Annotated in this window: 16 protein-coding genes and 1 tRNA gene; 5 read left to right on the top strand and 12 right to left on the bottom strand. The window is 63.4% G+C overall.

Going from position 1 to position 16,201, the window contains the following annotated elements:
* Window positions 1-48: 48 nt before the first annotated feature.
* The 4 genes from PRN20_RS10930 to PRN20_RS10915 form a co-directional block, all read right to left on the bottom strand.
* A complete protein-coding gene (locus PRN20_RS10930) occupies window positions 49-849 on the bottom strand; it encodes an amino acid ABC transporter ATP-binding protein (protein WP_273957382.1) in 801 nt (266 codons plus the stop codon).
* A 3-nt stretch (window positions 850-852) separates the two neighbouring features.
* Window positions 853-1,977, bottom strand: coding sequence for an amino acid ABC transporter permease (locus tag PRN20_RS10925; protein WP_273957381.1), 1,125 nt, complete (start codon window positions 1,975-1,977; stop codon window positions 853-855).
* Between the two features lie 9 nt (window positions 1,978-1,986).
* A complete protein-coding gene (locus tag PRN20_RS10920; protein WP_273957380.1) occupies window positions 1,987-3,177 on the bottom strand; it encodes an amino acid ABC transporter permease in 1,191 nt (396 codons plus the stop codon).
* Window positions 3,178-3,302: 125 nt separating this feature from the next.
* Window positions 3,303-4,334, bottom strand: coding sequence for an amino acid ABC transporter substrate-binding protein (locus tag PRN20_RS10915; protein WP_273957379.1), 1,032 nt, complete (start codon window positions 4,332-4,334; stop codon window positions 3,303-3,305).
* A gap of 218 nt (window positions 4,335-4,552) precedes the next feature.
* Here PRN20_RS10915 and metC point away from each other — a divergent pair, with 218 nt between their 5' ends.
* Window positions 4,553-5,743: a cystathionine beta-lyase gene (metC, locus tag PRN20_RS10910; RefSeq protein WP_273957378.1), complete on the top strand. Its 1,191-nt coding sequence runs from the start codon at window positions 4,553-4,555 to the stop codon at window positions 5,741-5,743.
* Here metC and PRN20_RS10905 read toward each other — a convergent pair.
* Window positions 5,733-6,461, bottom strand: coding sequence for a phosphatase PAP2 family protein (locus PRN20_RS10905; RefSeq protein ID WP_273957377.1), 729 nt, complete (start codon window positions 6,459-6,461; stop codon window positions 5,733-5,735). The genes metC and PRN20_RS10905 overlap by 11 nt on opposite strands.
* A gap of 98 nt (window positions 6,462-6,559) precedes the next feature.
* Between PRN20_RS10905 and PRN20_RS10900 the strand changes: the two genes are divergently transcribed.
* Window positions 6,560-6,636 (top strand) — tRNA-Pro (locus tag PRN20_RS10900).
* Window positions 6,637-7,580: 944 nt separating this feature from the next.
* Here the strand turns inward: PRN20_RS10900 and PRN20_RS22870 are convergent.
* The 3 genes from PRN20_RS22870 to PRN20_RS22865 form a co-directional block, all read right to left on the bottom strand.
* Entirely contained in the window at window positions 7,581-7,748 is a 168-nt protein-coding gene (locus tag PRN20_RS22870; protein WP_443112550.1) for an integrase core domain-containing protein, read from the bottom strand.
* A gap of 16 nt (window positions 7,749-7,764) precedes the next feature.
* On the bottom strand, window positions 7,765-8,409 hold the full coding sequence (locus PRN20_RS10895; RefSeq protein WP_273957376.1) for a hypothetical protein: 645 nt from the start codon (window positions 8,407-8,409) through the stop codon (window positions 7,765-7,767).
* 306 nt (window positions 8,410-8,715) lie between these two features.
* Window positions 8,716-8,970, bottom strand: a complete 255-nt coding sequence (locus PRN20_RS22865) for a DUF1236 domain-containing protein (RefSeq protein ID WP_443112549.1) — start codon at window positions 8,968-8,970, stop codon at window positions 8,716-8,718.
* Window positions 8,971-9,666: 696 nt separating this feature from the next.
* On the opposite strand from PRN20_RS22865, the gene PRN20_RS10885 reads away from it, so the two are divergent.
* The 3 genes from PRN20_RS10885 (at window position 9,667) to PRN20_RS10875 (ending at window position 11,969) form a co-directional block, all read left to right on the top strand.
* Window positions 9,667-10,110 carry a MarR family winged helix-turn-helix transcriptional regulator gene (locus PRN20_RS10885; protein WP_273957374.1) on the top strand — a complete coding sequence of 148 codons (444 nt, stop codon included), beginning with the start codon at window positions 9,667-9,669 and terminating at the stop codon, window positions 10,108-10,110.
* A complete protein-coding gene (locus PRN20_RS10880; RefSeq protein WP_273957373.1) occupies window positions 10,107-10,922 on the top strand; it encodes an NAD-dependent epimerase/dehydratase family protein in 816 nt (271 codons plus the stop codon). Before PRN20_RS10885 ends, PRN20_RS10880 begins: the two co-directional genes overlap by 4 nt.
* 186 nt (window positions 10,923-11,108) lie before the next feature.
* Window positions 11,109-11,969: an SDR family oxidoreductase gene (locus PRN20_RS10875; RefSeq protein WP_273957372.1), complete on the top strand. Its 861-nt coding sequence runs from the start codon at window positions 11,109-11,111 to the stop codon at window positions 11,967-11,969.
* A gap of 29 nt (window positions 11,970-11,998) precedes the next feature.
* Here the strand turns inward: PRN20_RS10875 and PRN20_RS10870 are convergent, their stop codons facing one another.
* The 4 genes from PRN20_RS10870 to PRN20_RS10855 form a co-directional block, all read right to left on the bottom strand.
* The gene (locus PRN20_RS10870) at window positions 11,999-12,580 is read right to left on the bottom strand and encodes a DUF3459 domain-containing protein (protein ID WP_273957371.1); all 582 of its coding nucleotides are present in this window, start codon (window positions 12,578-12,580) and stop codon (window positions 11,999-12,001) included.
* A 219-nt stretch (window positions 12,581-12,799) separates the two neighbouring features.
* A complete protein-coding gene (locus PRN20_RS10865) occupies window positions 12,800-13,771 on the bottom strand; it encodes an alpha-amylase family glycosyl hydrolase (RefSeq protein ID WP_273957370.1) in 972 nt (323 codons plus the stop codon).
* A 16-nt stretch (window positions 13,772-13,787) separates the two neighbouring features.
* On the bottom strand, window positions 13,788-13,958 hold the full coding sequence (locus tag PRN20_RS10860; RefSeq protein WP_273957369.1) for a hypothetical protein: 171 nt from the start codon (window positions 13,956-13,958) through the stop codon (window positions 13,788-13,790).
* Window positions 13,959-13,981: 23 nt separating this feature from the next.
* Window positions 13,982-16,084, bottom strand: a complete 2,103-nt coding sequence (locus tag PRN20_RS10855; RefSeq protein ID WP_273957368.1) for a catalase — start codon at window positions 16,082-16,084, stop codon at window positions 13,982-13,984.
* Window positions 16,085-16,201 lie beyond the last annotated feature (117 nt).

The following is a 16,201-nucleotide window of genomic DNA, read 5'->3' as shown; positions in this document are numbered from 1 at the left end:
TGCGGCGCGTCTCCGCCCTCCCCTCCGAGGAGAGGGCGGAGTGTCGCGTCAATGCAGGATCTGGCTGAGGAACAGCTTGGTCCGCTCGTGGCGCGGGTTGGAGAAGAAGGCCTCGGGCTCGTTCTCCTCGATGATCTGCCCCTGATCCATGAAGATCACGCGGTTGGCGACCTGCCGGGCGAAGCCCATCTCGTGCGTGACGCAGAGCATGGTCATGCCTTCCTCGGCGAGGCTGATCATCACCTCGAGCACTTCCTTGACCATTTCCGGGTCGAGCGCCGATGTCGGCTCGTCGAACAGCATGATCCTGGGGTTCATGCAGAGCGAGCGGGCGATCGCCACGCGCTGCTGCTGGCCGCCCGAGAGCTGGCCGGGGAACTTGGCCGCCTGCTCGGGGATGCGCACCCGTTCGAGGTACATCATCGCCGTTTCCTCGGCCTGCGCCTTGGGCACGCCACGCACCCAGATCGGGGCCAGCGTCAGGTTCTGCAGGATCGTGAGGTGCGGGAACAGGTTGAAGTGCTGGAACACCATGCCGACCTCGCGGCGCACCTCGTCGACGCGCTTGAGGTCGGAGGTCAGCTCGACGCCGTTGACGATGACCTGGCCCGTCTGGTGCTCCTCGAGCCGGTTGATGCAGCGGATCAGCGTCGACTTGCCGGAGCCCGAAGGCCCGGCAATGACGATGCGTTCGCCCTTCATCACCTTGAGGTTGATGTCGCGCAGAACGTGGAAATCACCGAACCACTTGTTCATGCCGATGATCTCGACCGCGACCTCGGTCGCACTCACCTGCATGAGCGAGGTGTCGATGCCGCGGTTCACGACCGCGGGGGATACGTCTGACATAGGCTACCTCTTGTGGCCTGTATTGAGCCGGCGCTCCCAGTAGCGGGAGTATCGGGAGATCGAGAAACAGAAGATCCAGAACACGGCAGCGGCGAAGATGTAGCCGCTGATGGCCTGGGTAGGCGCCGCCCACTCGATGGCATCGTTCTTGGTCTTCACCGCCTCGAGCAGATCCTTCATGCCCACTATGTAGACAAGCGAGGTATCTTTGAAGAGCGAGATGAAGTTGCCCACGATGCCGGGGATAACGTGCTTGAGCGCCTGCGGCAGGATGACGAAGCCCATCCGCTTCCAGTAGCCCAGCCCGAGCGCGGACGCCGCCTCGTACTGGCCGCGACCGATCGCCTGCATGCCGCCGCGCACCACCTCGGCCATGTAGGCCGACGAGAACAGCGTGACACCCACGAGCGCCCGGAGCAGTTTGTCGACCGTCATGCCCTGCGGCATGAACAGCGGCAGCATGATCGAGGCCATGAACAGCACGGTGATCAGCGGCACCGCACGGATCAGCTCGATGAAGCAGACGCACAGGGTCTTGATGATGGGGAGCTTCGACTGCCGGCCGAGGGCCAGCAGGATGCCGAGCGGCAGGGCCGTACAGATCCCGACCACCGAGATGATCAGCGTGACGAGGAGCCCGCCCCACTGCTCGGTCGGCACGTATTTCAGCCCGAACATGCCGCCGGACAGCAGGATCACCGAGGCGATCGGGAAGACCACGAAGAACAGGACCGCGTTTGCGATCTTGAAAGGGAACTTCGGGATCAGCAGCGGGAGGCCCAGCAGCGCCAGCATCGCGAACACGATGTTGGGCCGCCAGTACTCGGCCATCGGATAGAAGCCGTAGATGAAGAACTCGATCTCGCTGGCGACATAGGCCCAGCAGGCGCCGACGTTCTCGACGCGGCACTGCTCCACCGTACCGCCGGGCGGTACGGCGCGGCCGATGAGGAAGCCATAGAGGTTGGGCAGCAGCCACAGCAGGAACAGCACCGCCAGGATCGTGAGGATCGAGTCGGTGACGCTCGAGAACAGGTTCTTCTGCAACCAGGCGAGGATACCCGTGACGCGACGCGGAGCCGGCATGGCCGGCGCAATCTCGGAACGGACGAAGGCAATGTCTGTCATCATCGGCTCCTAGCGTTCCACCAGCGCCACGCGGGCGTTGTACCAGTTCATCAGCGCCGAGGTGCCGAGCGACAGGATCAGGTAGACCAGCATGGTCAGCGAGATCACCTCGATGGCGCGGCCGGTCTGGTTGAGCGTCGTGCCGGTGAACACGTTGACCAGCTCGGGGTAGCCGATGGCGGCACCGAGCGAGGAGTTCTTGGTCAGGTTCAGGTACTGGCTGGTGAGCGGCGGAATGATCACGCGCATGGCCTGCGGGACGATCACCAGCCGCAGCCGGTCATTCTCCTTGAGGCCGAGCGACTGGGCGGCCTCGGTCTGCCCGTAGCTCACCGACTGGATGCCGGCGCGCACGTTCTCGGCGATGAACGAGGCGGTGTAGATGGTGAGGCCCAGTGCCAGCGCCACGAGCTCGGGCGGCAGCTCGAGGCCGCCCTTGAAGTTGAAGCGGTTGAGCACCGGCGGATCGAAGGCCAACGACGCGCCCGAAGCGAACCAGACGATCGCGACCAGCACTATCGAAGCGCCAAGACCGGCCCAGAACACCGGGAAGCGCTCGCCGGTGCGCTCCAGCCGCGCCTTGGCCCAGCGGCCAAGTGCGATCCATCCGATGACCGCCACCACGAGGGCGGCGAGCACGAAGATGAACTGGTCATCGAAGATGGGCTTGGGAACGAACAGGCCGCGCTGGTTGATGAAGGTGTCCAGCGGAAGCTGGATGGAATTGCGCACCGCCGGCATGGTCTTCAGCACCGCGAAGTACCAGAAGAACAGCTGCAGCAGCAGCGGGATGTTGCGGATGGTCTCGACGTACACCGTCGCGAGCCGTGAGATCAGGTAGTTCGAGCTCAGCCGCGCGATGCCGATGGTGAAGCCGAGAAAGGTGGCCAGCACGATGCCGATCACGGCCACGAGAATGGTGTTGGTCAAGCCGACGAGGAACGCCTCCCAGTAGAAGGAGGTCCGGTCGAAGGGGAACAGCGAGAAGCTGATGTCGAAGCCGGCGGTCTTCCAGAGGAAGTCGAAGCCGGACGTCTTGTTCTGCGCCCTGAGGTTGATTGCCGTGTTGTTGATGATCCAGACCAGGAACAGGATCACCAGTGCCGCAACGACGATCTGGTAGATGACGCCCCGTACAACGGGGTCGTTGAGGGAGAAGGTCCTCTGCGGCGCCGGTTGCGCCGAGTCGAAGGATGCCATGGGTCATGCATCTCCTCTGCCCAGGAGAAGAGTCTAGCACAGTCGGCCATGGCTCCGCCAAGCCATTGCCGCTGAATCGGACAGCCCGGCGCTGACGCAACGCCGGGCTGTTATTCGAACCGTCCTTAACGGATCGGCGGCGAGTACTGGATACCGCCGTCTTTCCAGAGGGCGTTCAGGCCGCGGGCGAGCCCGATCGGGGTATCCGGGCCGACGTGGCGATCGTAGATCTCGCCGTAGTTACCCAGTGCCTTGATGATCTGGTAGGCCCAGTCCTTGGTCAGCCCGATGGGGGTACCGAAGTCGCCTTCAACGCCGAGCAGGCGCTTGATGGCCGGGTTGTCGGAGGCCAGCATGTCGTCGACGTTGGCCTGGGTGACGCCCAGTTCCTCGGCCTCGAGCAGCGCGAAGTAGGTCCAGCGAGCGATGTTGAACCAGCCATCGTCACCCTGGCGAACCACCGGGCCGAGCGGCTCCTTGGAGATGATCTCGGGCAGAATGATGTGATCATCCGGGTTGGCGAACTTCGAACGCTCGGCGGCGAGCGCGGAGGAGTCCGTGGTGTAGACGTCGCAACGGCCGTCTTCGTAGGCCTTCACCACCTCGTCCTGGTCCACGAACACCACAGTGTTGAACTCGAGGTTGTTGGCGGCGAAGTAGTCGGCCGCGTTCAGCTCGGTCGTGGTGCCGGACTCGATGCAGACGGCGGCGCCGCTCAGATCGAGAGCCGAGGCGATGTTGTCGGCCTTGCGGACCATGAAGCCCTGGCCGTCATAGAACATCGTGCCGATGAACTTGATGCCGAGCTGCGTGTCGCGGCTCATGGTCCAGGTCGTGGTGCGCGAGAGCACGTCGATCTCGCCGGCGCTGAGCGCGGTGAAGCGCTCCTGCGAGGTCAGCGGCGTGTAGCGCACGGAGTCGGGGTTGTTGAAGATCGCCGCGGCGAGTGCACGGCAGTAGTCGACCTCGAGGCCCGACCACACGTTGTTCGAGTCCGGCGCCGAGAAGCCCGGCACGCCGCCGGTCACACCACACTGCACGTAGCCCTTTGCCTTGATCGCATCGAGGGTGGGCGAAGCCGCCGTCTGTGCGTAGGCTGCGGACGCGGAAAGGCCGAGGCCCGCCGCGAGCGCGACCGAAAGAAGCGATTTGATCATTGGTGTTATACCTTGTTTCCTGACCCTGTTTCGTCCGGGAAGCGCGGCCCCAGCCCTGCTTGCCGGCGGCACCTCCGCCTTTGACGGCGGGTGTGATGCTGGTAGCATCGAAGCGGCAATTGACGGTTGCGTCAAGCTCCATGGCCGAAATGGGGCAGCAAGACTGACTGTTTTTTGTTCAACTATCCCTCCTGACGTTGATTTAGGCAGAGCCTGAGATGACCAAAAAAGACCGCGAAAGCGGCGCTTCCGCGTCCCCAGAGACCATTCTCACGCATAGTGGGCGCGCCTCGCGGGATCACCTCGGCTATGTGAACATGCCGGTGTTCCGAGGCTCGACGATCCTGTTCGAGACGCTCGACGAGCTCGAGAACTACAAGGCGCCGTACCGCTACGGGCGCAACGACAACCCCACTGTGCTGGCGCTGGCCGACCTCGTGAGCGAGCTCGAGGGCGCAGCCGGAACCGTCCTCGCGCCGTCGGGGCTGTCGGCGGTGTCGACCGCGCTGCTGAGCGCACTGTCCGCCGGCGACGAGCTGCTGGTGACCGACTCCGCGTATGAGCCGACGCGCACCTTCGCGACGGAAGGGCTGGCCAAGCTCGGAATAACCACGCGCTACTACGATCCCCGGATCGGCGCCGGCGTAGCCGAGCTGTTCACCGACAAGACGCGGGCGATCTTCGTCGAGAGCCCGGGATCGCTGACCTTCGAGATGCAGGACCTGCCTGCCATCGCGGCAGCGGCGCATGCGCGCGACATCACGGTGATCGTCGACAACTCCTGGGCAACGCCGCTCTATCACCGGCCGCTCGAGATGGGCGCCGACATCGTCATGCACGCGGCGACCAAGATGTTCGTCGGCCATTCGGACGCCATGGTGGGGACGGTCTCGGCCAACGAGAAGCTGTGGCCCCGGCTGAAGCGAACGCACCGCATCTTCGGCGTCACCATCTCGCCCGACGACGCCTACCTCACCCTGCGTGGCATGCGGACACTCGGGGTGCGCATGAAGCACCACAACGAAACCTCGGTGGAGTTCGCCAGGTGGCTCGCCGGGCAGCCGGAGGTGGAGGAGGTGTACCACCCTGCCCTTCCCGACAGCCCCGACCACGCGATCTGGAAGCGCGATTTCACCGGCTCGGGCAGCCTCTTCACCTTCCGGCTGAAGCCGCGCAACCGCGACGCCGTGGCGGCGATGGTCAACGGCTTCCAGCTCTTCGGCATGGGCTATTCCTGGGGCGGCTACGAGAGCCTCTGCATCCCGTTCAACCCGAGCAACATCCGCACGGCCGTGCCGTGGACGGCGCGCGGCCAGCTCTTCCGCGTGCATGTCGGGCTCGAGGGTCTCGACGACCTCAAGGCCGACATGGCCGCAGCGCTCGCGCGCTACGGCTCGATCAGCGCCTGAAGAGGCCCGTGATGGCCGCAAGCGGGCGACGCTCGGTGCGGCCATCGGAGGAGGTGAACAGCCAGCCGCGCGCGACGAACAGCTCGCGCACGGCATAGGCGCCCAGAACGCCGAGCACCGCGCCGGCGGTGATGTCGGTGGGGTAGTGCGCGCCCACCACGATGCGCGAGAACGCGATCAGCGCCGCACACGCCATCGCCGGCCAGAAGGCCCGGGGCCAGAGGAAGGCGACCACCGCAGCCAGGGAGAACGCCGTGGTCGCGTGACCCGACGGGAAGCTCTGGTAGTCGTAGGCGCCCCAGTTCAACCACTGGAAGCTGAGCGGATTGTCGACCGTCCAGGTCTCCGGACGCCCGCGCCCGATGACGCGCTTCAGAATGGCGGAGGCGAGGCCCGGCAGGCCCACGCCGAGCAGGATGAAGCCGGCGACGGACGCCACTTCGGCCAGCGCCCGCTTGATATTGTCCCGCGTCACCAGCGACAGCAGCCAGGCGACGAGCCAGGCGACCAGCGCCGGAATGAGGATCCAGCCCGACTCCCCCCATTCGGTGATCCACTCGAAGACGGCGCGCACATCATGGGGAAGCCCCGTGCCCCAGGCCGACAGCGGCCGGTCGAGGAAGTGAAGCAGCACGATCAGGACGGCGAAGCCGGCGAGGAAGAACAGTGCGTTCCGGCGCGACAGCCCGAAGGGCCAGGGTTTGCTCAAATCGGTCATGGCCTGTTGATGGGGACTGACGCGCCCGACGTCAACACGCACGACACGATAGGCCCACGCTTGCGCTTTCCCGCGACAGCCGGTACGGAGTGCCCGTTCGGGGTATAGCTCAGCCTGGTAGAGCACCGGTTTTGGGAACCGGGGGTCGAGTGTTCGAATCACTCTGCCCCGACCATCAGACAGAAAGCGACGATCTGTAGCTTCCGAGTCCTGTTGTCCGCGGCAGCCCCCAGCGATTGAGGCGCTTGCGTGGTTGGCCCGCGTCGAGCGAGAGCGTGGCGCAGCAAAGGACCGGACCTACAATAGGGCGGCTCGACACAGCCGGGGCCGCGGGGTTGACGACTCAACCCAGCCTCCGGGATATTTTCTTGGACCGTGTCTCCGAACCTGTCGCCAAGTAGAACGGCGGAACTTTCGTACTAATCAGCGCACGCCGATCTTCATCCCCGCCGCTGCTCAAATGGCGTCCTGCTGCCGACCGATGAGATTCCGGCTCCAGCCTTCGCATGGAGGCGGCAGCTCGGGGTTGCGGTTTTCGGACTTATGCCGGCCTACCGACCGGACTAGCCAATGGCCCCGTCAGAGTCTTGCCGGACGAGAGCGTCTTCGTGACATTACTGGGCAATCCGACGGCCTCAGGAGGTCGTCCCGACCGTCCGCTTTCCCACGCGATCGCGAAGTCAATGCTCACCGGGGTTCTCAACGAACATCCGGCGCTGACCGAGCGAGGCTTGATTCCATCTGGCAAGGTGGCCCGGAGGAACAGCGCAAGTCTCGTGAGGAAAGGCTCGCGTTGTTGGCCGAGCGCCGGAAGCATGCCTACGAGTCTGCCTGGGCAGCGGACCAGTTCGAGCTGGCCCTGATCCACCTGTCGCGCCAGGGCCGCACCAAGTTGCCTAACCGGAAAATGGGCAGCTACGGTCTCAAGCACCACGCCGAGAATCCGTTGCCACCGCCAACCACTCGCCGCCAGGTCCGCCTATGGCGGTGACTGCTTGGGGAATATTGGATATCGCGACTGCCGAGAGAAACGCGATGCTTATTGCTTGGCCGCTCGCTTGCTGGAACCGAAGATGATCGACTCCGGAATCCCGTCGACTATGGAGCCGATGACGATGCCTAGCTGCCGTTACCAACCAGGTTGTTCAGTCTTTGGAATGGGCTGATGCCACCGAGGGCAGCGTGTGGCCTGGTGGTGTTGTAGGCATCGATCCAGGGGCCGATGGCCTGGTCCCGAGGGATCGCGCGATCTCCACTGACAACGGTGCCGCGGATGCTCCGCGGCACTACCCACCCCAGTTGGTCAGTCTATAGTGGCACCCAGTTCCGCCAGGTCCTGCATCACCTTCAGCAGGCCGGTTTCAACATCATCAATAAGGGTATGCCGCGGGCTGCTCCGCGTGACGGACTCCATCTCGACGTGAGCTCGCCGGACCTCCTCTCGCAAGCCTGCGATCTTGGCGATCAACAGTTGCCGTTCGTGAGGCGTGGGGCGGCGGAAGCTGCCGATAGCACTGAGACGCGCGACCCTGCTATGCCAATCGTGCAGGCGCCTGGCGTAGGGCGCCACCAGCTTAGCAGCCGCCCTCCTCTGCAGGGTCTCAAGCTGGGGCGGGCGACGCCGGTGGAGTGGGTCAGTGAGCGAGCCGACCATCGTCACGAGGTCACCGGAAAGGTACGGAGCCGCCAGATAGCTGACATGCTCCGGCAAATCCGGAAGGCTACTCGATGAGATTGCGATGACCGCCGTCCCTTGCGCAACGAGCGTCGGAACGACGTCACGAGCCGATTGGTCCAGATGAAGCACGGCAAGAGAATAGCCCGCCCTGACGGTTGCAGGCGGCGTAAGGGTTGTGGTGCAGGTAAAGCCGAGTTCCAGCAGCACACTCTCCAGGTCCATCAGAACCATGGCGTTGGGTTGATATAGTAACGCGGTTTGATTTCGCATTTCCGCAAAACCTTCCATCGAGACGGTGGGATATTGCGGAGGTCGCCGCCCGGCCCACAGTGTGCGTCGTGCCAACCGCTGGTTGGCCGCTTAAGCCGGTCTTGGTAGATATGAGGATAGGCCCTCTAAACGTGGGGGCATTTCAATTTGATATCATCAGCGAGCGATCAGGATCGATCTCTTCGGATTTCGATTGGCCTGCTGGCCCGCAGGCAGGGGACGGCGTCGCGTGTCGGTCGATAGGCGTACAAACGCATTCCGGCGTGACGATATCCTCGCCACGCCAGTCGACTGGACATTGGTTGACTATGCCGTGACGACGGCGACGACCTTGAGACCCGCCGGTTCGACCACCACGATCCGGCCGTCTGCCAGTACGAAGAACAGGAAGCCCGCCCACCGGGGCACAAGCGTGATGATACTGGCTGGCAGCGGCTGAAGCACAACCGTGCTCGGGACGACTACACCGACGTCGACGGCAAAATCGAGGTGACCGGCGCGACCTTGAGCGCCGTTATGTCGGTCCGGATCTGAGCCTGCTGCTCGGGGGGTGCACTGCAATCCGTGTTGTCACCGAATCTGCCTCGGCCGGAGCGGTCGGCTCAGTGGGCGTCGGCTCTGTGGGTGTCGGCTCGGCCTGGCCGGGAGCTGGCTCCTGCTCATCCGGGCGGAGGTTGTTGCGGGGTGTCCTGGGCGGTTGCGACCAAAGGGAAGGCAAGTGCGGTCAGCACCCCAATGGCGCTCGTGACTTTGTACATTTTTCTGTCCTTCACTCGTCGAGATTCTTGGCCTTGCTTTGATTGGCGACGTGAGTGAAGGGAGCCGGGTTCGCCATGGTAACGCGGGACACATCCCCGTGATGCACGCCGGCGTGCCCTGTAACCGCAACCACTAACGCGGCCATCACGCGCCACGCCCCATGGTCCCGGACGTTCGGCGGCCGTGGACTAGCCCCCAAAGCATTGAAGCGGCCGAAATCGCCCGAACCAGCCCGCGTCTGTGTCCCAACAGGGCGGGCTTTTCTCATGGAGACCGTAAGGCCAAATCCGCCATCGTCGACCTCGTAGGCACTCGACCTGCCCCCTCGAGACGAACCGCGCGAGCGGCATGAAGAGCACAAACTCATACGATTTTGTCGGTCGCCTGAGTGGCGGTCCTCACTCCGCAGCTCAGCACAATAGCGATCATGGCGAGGCGACTTGACATAGTTCGCTACCAAACGATATGGGTTCGGTACCGTACCATATGGATGGTGACATGAGCTATGACTCGGCTGGCGCCTGGGTGAAGAGATTCCATCTCGCGGCCCGCTCCGCCATGGAGGCCGCGTTGCGGCCATATGACCTTGGCTCGACCCAGTGGTATGTGCTGTGGCACCTGGTTCACGAAGGGCCGATGGCCCAACGCCATCTTCTAGATCTCTTGCAGGTTGAGAAACCCACACTTAGCGGGGTGGTTTCGGCGCTCGTTCGCAAGGGCCTTGTCGAGCAATCGACCGCCCCCGAAGACCAGCGTCAGAAACTCTTGTCGATCACGACAACCGGGCGGGCCCTTTGGGACACTCTTCCTGACCCCATCGCGCTTATGCGTGCAATCGCCTTCGAGGGCACGCCCGAAGAAGATCTTGCAACGGTTGTCCGTGTGCTGCGGACGGGCACCGAACGATTGAACAACGTTCTGAAAGTCGGAAAGAAATCATGAGCATCTTCGTGACGGGAGGCAGCGGCCTTGTCGGCACTCGCCTTCTCCCTCGGCTAATCGACGCCGGACTCGACTGCCGCGTCCTGGTCCGGTCAGGGAATACTGTACCGCCAGGGGCGGTGGCGGTTGAGGGCGATGTGCTCGACCCTTCGTCGTTGGCCCTCGCCGTGAAAGGGGTTGATGCCGTCGTCCACCTTGCTGCGGTACTGCGTGCGCCCGACCCCGAACGCACGTGGGCCGTTAATGTCGAAGGCACTCGTAATCTGGTCGCAGCGGTCAAAGACCATGCACCCGGTGCACGGTTCATCATGGCGAGCACGGGCCTAGTCTACAACAAGGACAGCGTTAGGCCCTCGCTGGAAGGCGATGAGGTTGCACCGGAGCGCGACTATCCCGCGAGCAAGGTCGCGGCAGAGAGGATTTTGCGCGAGAGCGGGCTCAACTGGTCGGTGCTCAGGTTTGGTTTCGTCTATGGGGACGGCGACGGGCATTTGGACCAAATTCCACATCTCGCCAAGATCCTGAAACTGCATCCAGCCAACCGCCTGAGCCTGATCCATCACCGCGACATAGCCTCTTTCGTGAAGATGGCACTAACCGGCGCGTTGGACGGAAGAACCGTCAATACGGTGGACGAGGCGCCGATGACGATACTCGATCTGTGCAAATTGGCTGGTGCTCCGATGCAGCCGAGCACAGCACCGCTCGCCAATCCCTGGTCGGGCGTCTTGGACGGGACCCTAGCGCAGAGCCTGGGCTTTAGGCCCGAGGTAGCGACGATCTGGCAGGCGGCCCGGGAGGGTGCGCTTTGACGTCTTCATTGCTGCGGAACGTGTGCTCGACGATCGCAGTCAACAGCTTAGCCAGTGGCGGGCCGTGGCCTGATCCGCAGCCATCCCGTGCCGCCTCGGGAACGAGCCCGTGGGCAAGCAATGGCTACGGTGAACTCATCCGGCGGCCTCGAGTTGTACCTCTTGTCCCAACGGAGATGTGTCGTAATGCAGAAGGAATATCCCAAGCCGCCGTTCCCCGAGCAGCAGCAGCCCTACCCCGGGCTCGCCAGCAAGATGGACCCGGTGCCTGATCATGGCGAGGAGACCTATCGTGGCAACGGGCGCCTCAAGGGCAAGAAGGCTCTGATCACCGGGGCCGATTCCGGCATCGGCCGGGCCGTAGCGATCGCCTTCGCCAGGGAGGGCGCTGACGTCGCCATCTCCTATCTCAACGAGCATGAAGACGCTGAGGATGTGAAGCGGGTCATCGAGGCAGACGGTCGCCAATGCCTACTGCTTCCCGGCGATATCGCCGCTCCCGAGCATTGCCGTGACCTCGTTGCGAAGACCGTGGATGCGTTCGGCAGGATCGACGTGCTGGTGAACAACGCGGCGCACCAGTCCTATTTCGAAAGCCTAGAGGAAATCCCCGACGAGGAATGGGAGACGACCATGGCGGTGAACATCTCGGCGATGTTCTACATCACCAAAGCCGCAGTGCCGCACATGAAGTCGGGTTCGTCGATCATCAACACGGCGTCCAAGCAAGCCGACGAACCGAGCCCGGAACTGCTCGCCTATGCGGTGACCAAGGGCGCCATCCAGAACTTCAGTGCTGGGCTGTGCCAGTTGCTCGCCAAGGAGGGTATCCGCGTCAACACCGTTGCGCCTGGCCCCGTCTGGACGCCACTCGGGCCTGCCAGCCTGCCGGCGTCGAACGTTGCCGAGTTTGGCAAGCAGGTGCCATTCAAGCGGCCAGCACAGCCGGTGGAACTGGCTCCTCCATACGTGATGCTGGCGAGCGACGAAGCGAGCTACATTTCCGGCGCCACCATTGCCGTTACCGGCGGTAAACCCGTCATGTAATCAGGAGGGGCGGCCTCAGGCCGCCCCGTTTACCACGAGACGGCCGACCAAGGCCCCAGTCGCAGGACATCGCCGTGCTGGGAGAACTCGCCCGTCGCGACCGGCTCTGCGCACACCATGCAGGCAAGATCGGCAGGCGCCGCCGTTGGGTTCAGCGCGATGGACAGTGTTCCCGCCTCGAACTGCCATGTGACGATCAGGCAGGTGCCGTGGCGAACGGTCCTTGCCTCGAGGCACGGCGTTGCTGCAAGCGGCCATAGTCTCTCCCGCCGCCAATGGGCGAGCGTGCGGAAACGTTCGAGAGCCGAGCGGCGCTCGGGGAGGTCGCGATAGTCGTCCCATGGCAACTTCGCCATGAGGAAGGCCTCCGAATCGTTCGGTTCAGGAAGGTCGCCTTCCTTCACCTCCTCGCCGAACATCTCGCGCATCTGCTCGTAGCGGTCGTCGGCCTTGGACCTGGCCACGTCCTCCGGCAGGTCGAAGAAGAAAGGGAATCCGCTGGTGAGGTTGGCTTCGTCGCCCATGAAGCAGAGCGGAATTTGCGGCGCGAGAAACTTGATGAAATGCAGGAAGTCCAACTTCTCCGGACTGATGCGGGCAGAAAGGCGCATAGAGTCCGCTCGGTTGCCGATCTGGTCGTGGTTCTCGATGTAGGTGATGAAGCTGTCGGGCGGGAGCTTTGCCGCCGCCCCTCCCCTCGTGCGACCGTCGCTTTCGTCGCCTTCGGTCGGATCGTGAACGAACCCGTTCGCCAGCGCCTTCTCGAGGTCGGCGTAGGGGTCCTTGCCGGGATCGTCATAGCCGGTCTTCTTCGCCTCGCCCGTGACGAGCTAGGCGAGGACATGGTGCATGTCGTCGTTCCACTGCGCCAGGTACTGAATGGGCTTGTTGTTGCCATCGCGCTCAAGCCAGCGGAAAGAATTGCGGACGTTCTCGATGATCAGTTGGCAGTCGGGCTTCACCGCTTTGGCAGCGCGTGCGATCTCGGTCAGGACGACATCCCGGCTTCCTGTCTTGACCTCATGGACGCTGTCGAAGCGCAGCCCATCGAAGTCGTACTCCGAGAGCCACATGGCCGTATTCTCGCAGTAGAACTGCCGCACCATCGGCTCGTCGAAATTGATTGCTGGCCCCCAGGGCGTAGTCTCGTCTTTCCTGAACCACTCAGGGGCATAGCGAGGAAGAAAATTGTGTGCCTCACCGAAGTGGTTGTAGACGACGTCGAGAACCATCGAGAGGCCCAACTCATGGGCACGATCCACAAGTGCTCGAAGGTCCTCGGGTGATCCGTAAGCATGTTCGGGCGCGAAGATCAGTGTCCCGTCATAGCCCCAGTTCCTGTCGCCGGGGAACTCGTTTACCGGCATGATCTCGAGGCAAGTGAAGCCGGCATCGCGGAAGTGCTCGAGCTTCTCGGACAGGGCGGCGAACGTGCCCTCCGGCGTCGCCGCTCCAACGCATATCACCGCTTCGTGCCATGGCCGCACCGTAGTCGATCGACCCGGCGCCAGCGGCGCACGGACGACGCTCCAGTCATCCGCGTCCTGGGCCTGCTGGCGTGAGGCAATGTCTGGGAAGGACAGTTCGCCCGAACGGAACATATAGCGAGTGCCCGGCCCCGCATCCTCCACATCGACGGTGAAGAACCCGTCTGCGGCCTTCCGCATTGCTTGTGCGGGGCGACCGTCGATGATGAGGTCCGCCGAGGGCAGCGACGGTGCCCACAGCCTGAATGTAGTCGTGTTGCCAGCGATCAGTGGACCGAACCGCGGCGAGGCCATGAGCGGCGTAATCTGGTTCATCGCAGACCCTCCCCGGCTACAACCCCGTCATGGGCACTTCGGTGGCGCGGCCATATCCCTCCTCGGTGTCGGGGTGCGGGTCGGATACCTTGCGATCATCCTTGGAGCCGGTTGCTGGCTCGTTCGGGCTTTCCTTGCTCGGCTTGTCGCCCTTGGGATTGGGCTTTTCATGCTTGGTAGAAGACATGGCTATCTCCTTGGTGAATCGGATTAAGCGCCGTCCGCGCGGTCCCAGAACCGCAGGTCGCGACAGGCAGCGATGAACGCCTTGACGTCACTGGCGTTGCCCAGCGGAAAAAAGCCGTCGTCGAGGTCCTCGGGCAGTCCGGCCTTGGCGAAGAGCTTTTCAGCCGGCTCGGTGAAGGCGACGAACTTGTAGTGGGCATAGGCATCGGCGACGAAGTCCCTTGCTGGTGGCAGCTTCAGGAGGCCCAGCGCTCCTTCCTCACCGGCGAGGATCGCCACGGCGTCGAATACAACCGAAGGACCGCCGTCGATCTTGTGGTGGGCGGCAATGAGCGTGCCGTCACTGGCTTCGACGCCTCCCACGGTCGGTGCCACCAGCTCCATCACCGCGCCTTCCGCATCGACCGCCTGCTTCAGCGCATCGATCAGGCTGGCATCGACTCCATCAGTGATGAGCACGCCCAGCTTGCGACCCTTGAAGGTGCCGGGAGCGTTCTTGAGGATGCTGAGCGCATCGGACGTCGGCAGATCGTCGCGCGGCTCGACCATCGGCGTCGCCGCCTTCGGCAAGGCCCGCAGCCCCAGCCCATCGGCGACTGTCTGCGCCAGGTCGGCATCAATATTGATCAGGTGCGAAACGAGACGCTCCCTGATCGCCGGCGTCTCGACCTTGCTCAGCTCGAACACAAGCGCCTCGCCGATGTGGCGCTGCTCGACCAGCGTCTGGCTCAGGTAGAACTGGCGAGCCTGGCTGTAGTGGTCGGCAAAGCTTTCCGGCCGGATGCGCTGCTTGTTGCCCTCGGGCTCCTCCTCGATCGAACGGAACCCGGCTTCAGTCTCGCGCGGTCCGCCGATCTCGGTGCCCCAGGAATTGGGCTCGTAGTTCGCCCGGCCACGGGGATTGTGGAAGGCCATGTGGCCGTCCTGCTGGAAATGGTTGAACGGGCACTTCGGCGCATTGATCGGCAGGTGGGTGAAGTTGGGTCCACCGAGCCGCTTCAGCTGCGTATCGAGGTAAGAGAAGTTCCGTCCCTGCAAGAGGGGATCGTTCGAGAAATCGATGCCCGGTACGATGTTCTGGGTCATGAACGCGACCTGCTCGGTCTCGGCGAAGAAATTCTCCGGCATGCGGTCGAGCACCAGCCGGCCGACCGGCCTCGCCGGCAGGATTTCCTCGGGGATCAGCTTGGTAGGGTCGAGCACGTCGAAGTCGAAGCTGTCGGCGAATTTCTGGTCGAAGCTCTGGAGGCAAAGTTCCCACTCGGGGAAATCGCCCATCTGGATCGCGTTCCACAGGTCGCGACGGTGGAAGTCGGGGTCGGCGCCGTTGATCTTGACCGCCTCGTTCCAGACGACCGACTGCATGCCGAGCTTGGGCTTCCAGATGAACTTGACGAAGCTCGCCTTGCCCTTGGCGTTGACCAGCCGGAACGTGTGGACGCCAAAACCCTGCATGAAGCGGAAGGAGCGAGGTATGGCCCGGTCCGACATGACCCACATGATCATGTGCATCGACTCGGGCGTCAGCGAAATGAAGTCCCAGAAGTTGTCGTGGGCGCTCGCCGCCTGCGGAAAGGCCCGATCAGGCTCATCCTTCACGGAGTGGACGACGTCTGGAAACTTGATGGCGTCCTGGATGAAGAACACCGGGATGTTGTTGCCGACCAAGTCCCAATTGCCCTCCTGGGTGTAGAACTTGACGGCGAAGCCCCGCACATCGCGGGCCAGGTCGAACGAACCCTTGTTGCCGGCTACAGTCGAGAACCTGACGAAAACTGGCGTCTTCTCCCCTGCCCGCTGGAACAGGTCGGCGCGCGTCAGATCGGTCAGCGGCTCGTAGGTCTCGAAGAAGCCGTGCGCGCCGTAGCCACGGGCGTGCACAACCCGCTCAGGGATCCGTTCGTGATCGAAGTGAAATATCTTCTCGCGAAAGTGGGCGTCCTCGATCAGGGACGGCCCGCGAGCACCTTGCTTCAAGGTGTTCTGGTCGTCGCTGACCGGCATGCCCTGCTGCGTGGTGAGGACGTCATAGCCCTCTTCAGCCACCTGATGCGTCTCGCCGCCTGCGCCTCTGCGGACCTGCTGATCGCCGTAGGTCGCTGAATTCTTCGAAGTCGATCTCGCCATGGTGGCCTCCCGTTGCTGCTGCCAACAATCAGCGTGACCGCGAAACGTTCCCCCCTACGGCGTTGGGCGCATGCGGCGGAACCTCTGCCTTCGACGGGACGTTCGGCCTGCACTTCG

It is taken from the genome of Devosia sp. ZB163, assembly GCF_028613635.1.
GTDB lineage: Bacteria > Pseudomonadota > Alphaproteobacteria > Rhizobiales > Devosiaceae > Devosia_A.
This window is presented reverse-complemented; position numbering and strand designations above follow the sequence as displayed.

What these genes read in the sequence shown, in the direction of transcription:
- PRN20_RS10930 (WP_273957382.1), bottom strand. Translation starts at nt 849, where the DNA reads ATGTCAGACGTATCCCCCGCGGTCGTGAACCGCGGCATCGACACCTCG.
- PRN20_RS10870 (WP_273957371.1), bottom strand. Translation starts at nt 12,580, where the DNA reads ATGCGCCTTTCTGCCCGCATCAGTCCGGAGAAGTTGGACTTCCTGCAT.
- PRN20_RS10925 (WP_273957381.1), bottom strand. Translation starts at nt 1,977, where the DNA reads ATGACAGACATTGCCTTCGTCCGTTCCGAGATTGCGCCGGCCATGCCG.
- PRN20_RS10885 (WP_273957374.1), top strand. Translation starts at nt 9,667, where the DNA reads ATGAGCTATGACTCGGCTGGCGCCTGGGTGAAGAGATTCCATCTCGCG.
- PRN20_RS10880 (WP_273957373.1), top strand. Translation starts at nt 10,107, where the DNA reads ATGAGCATCTTCGTGACGGGAGGCAGCGGCCTTGTCGGCACTCGCCTT.
- PRN20_RS10915 (WP_273957379.1), bottom strand. Translation starts at nt 4,334, where the DNA reads ATGATCAAATCGCTTCTTTCGGTCGCGCTCGCGGCGGGCCTCGGCCTT.
- PRN20_RS10895 (WP_273957376.1), bottom strand. Translation starts at nt 8,409, where the DNA reads ATGCGAAATCAAACCGCGTTACTATATCAACCCAACGCCATGGTTCTG.
- PRN20_RS10920 (WP_273957380.1), bottom strand. Translation starts at nt 3,177, where the DNA reads ATGGCATCCTTCGACTCGGCGCAACCGGCGCCGCAGAGGACCTTCTCC.
- PRN20_RS10865 (WP_273957370.1), bottom strand. Translation starts at nt 13,771, where the DNA reads ATGAACCAGATTACGCCGCTCATGGCCTCGCCGCGGTTCGGTCCACTG.
- PRN20_RS10855 (WP_273957368.1), bottom strand. Translation starts at nt 16,084, where the DNA reads ATGGCGAGATCGACTTCGAAGAATTCAGCGACCTACGGCGATCAGCAG.
- PRN20_RS10905 (WP_273957377.1), bottom strand. Translation starts at nt 6,461, where the DNA reads ATGACCGATTTGAGCAAACCCTGGCCCTTCGGGCTGTCGCGCCGGAAC.
- PRN20_RS10875 (WP_273957372.1), top strand. Translation starts at nt 11,109, where the DNA reads ATGCAGAAGGAATATCCCAAGCCGCCGTTCCCCGAGCAGCAGCAGCCC.
- PRN20_RS10860 (WP_273957369.1), bottom strand. Translation starts at nt 13,958, where the DNA reads ATGTCTTCTACCAAGCATGAAAAGCCCAATCCCAAGGGCGACAAGCCG.
- metC (WP_273957378.1), top strand. Translation starts at nt 4,553, where the DNA reads ATGACCAAAAAAGACCGCGAAAGCGGCGCTTCCGCGTCCCCAGAGACC.